The 1,569-nt window shown below is 70.6% G+C and carries 3 protein-coding genes; 2 read left to right on the top strand and 1 reads right to left on the bottom strand.

The window, feature by feature from the left end:
- On the bottom strand, nt 1-355 hold a 355-nt coding region (locus ACFRCG_RS48510; protein WP_380043062.1), incomplete at its 3' end, for an MFS transporter.
- Nucleotides 356-549: 194 nt separating this feature from the next.
- On the opposite strand from ACFRCG_RS48510, the gene ACFRCG_RS48505 reads away from it, so the two are divergent.
- Nucleotides 550-1,038: a MarR family winged helix-turn-helix transcriptional regulator gene (locus tag ACFRCG_RS48505; RefSeq protein WP_380043060.1), complete on the top strand. Its 489-nt coding sequence runs from the start codon at nt 550-552 to the stop codon at nt 1,036-1,038.
- Between the two features lie 32 nt (nt 1,039-1,070).
- Nucleotides 1,071-1,433, top strand: a complete 363-nt coding sequence (locus ACFRCG_RS48500; protein ID WP_380043059.1) for an AQJ64_40280 family protein — start codon at nt 1,071-1,073, stop codon at nt 1,431-1,433.
- Nucleotides 1,434-1,569 lie beyond the last annotated feature (136 nt).

Here is a 1,569-nt window from a genome sequence, read left to right as displayed (position 1 = left end):
GGCCGGGGGCGGCCCCCGAGCCGATTCCCAAGAAGGCGCCGTGGGCGAGGCACGCCACCAAGCCCCCCCCCACCATGACGCCGAAGGTGGGCGCGAGCGCGGAGACGAGATTGCCGACGACGAACAGGCCCATCAGGGCCATGAGCATCGTCTTGCGCCCGATCCGGTTGCCGAGCACGGTCATCAGCGGCGCACCCACGACGACGCCGATCGCGTAGCCGGTGACGAGCAGTCCGGCGGTGGGGATCGACACGCCGTAGTCGTCCGCGATCTCGGGCAGCAGGCCCATGACCACGAACTCGGTGGTGCCGATCCCGAACGCCCCGATGGCCAGGGCGAGGAGCGCGAGAGGCATGACGCGGACCCTCCATACGATTGCTGGTGCTCCTTACGAGCCTCGACAATAGTTGCATACGCGCTATAAGTGCAAATGCCGGTAGTCATCCATCGCTAATACTTGTGCAAGCGCTATATGCGTGACAGCCGATATTTCAGAAAACGGAGTACCCTGAACGCCTGCCTGCCGTACCCGGAAGGAGACTCGGGCCCATGACCGCCACGGATCCCGCACTGACCGCCCTCGCCAACGGATGGGCCGCGCTCTACGTCCTGTACGGCCGCATCGAGGCGCAGATCGAACGCGCGCTGCAGGCCGAGCACGACCTGAGCGTGCGGGAGTACTCGCTGCTCGACGTGCTCAGCCGCCAGCACGACGGCGAGGGCGGCCACCTGCAGATGAAGCAGGTCGCCGACGCCGTCGTGCTCAGCCAGAGCGCCACCACGCGCCTGGTCACCCGGCTCGAGGACCGCGGGCTGCTGGCCCGCTACCTGTGCCCCACCGACCGCCGCGGCATCTACACCGACGTCAGCGACGCCGGACTGAAGCTTCTGGCGCAGGCCCGGCCGACCAACGACACCGCCCTGCGCGAGGCCCTCGACGAAGCGGCCGGGAACCCCGAGTTGGCCCCCCTGGTCAAGGCGATCGAAGCTGTCGACCCCGCCGGGGGCGTACCGGCGGCGTCGACCGCCCGCCCGTAGCGACCACACACCGGACCGAAATCGGAGCACACATGGACACGAGCGTGGTGTGGGTGGACGTACGCGAGGGGCTGCCGAACGACGGCATGCCCGTGGCGGCGGCAACGACGGGCCGCTACCCGATCGACGACGAGGCGGGGGCGCAGGACGAGTCCGCGCGGGACTTCTGGCTCGTGATGCCGATGGTCTTCGCCACCCGCCACGTCGACGCCGACGGCACCGAGCACCACGACTGCTTCGTCGACTCCGACCGGGTCGTGCGCCTGCCGTACGGCCGCCCCTGCGCCGAACCCGTCACCCATTGGGCGTCGTTGCCCACACTGCCCGGCACGACCGTACACACCCTGCTGGGCGAGCACGTGCGACCTGCCCTGCACGAGGCCCTGGGACAGTAGGGGCGGGGGCGGGCGTCGGCTCGCCCCCGCCCCCCCCCCCCGCCCCGGGCCGCGCCCCCCAGGTGCGCGCGCCGCCGCCCCCCGGCGGATTGAAACAAACGGTCGTTGGGCAACCCCCCCCGCGCGACGCCGAACG

The organism is Embleya sp. NPDC056575 (genome assembly GCF_042793325.1).
GTDB lineage: Bacteria > Actinomycetota > Actinomycetes > Streptomycetales > Streptomycetaceae > Embleya.
Note: the sequence above shows the minus strand (reverse complement) of the source record. Positions and strands in the feature narration are given on the sequence as shown.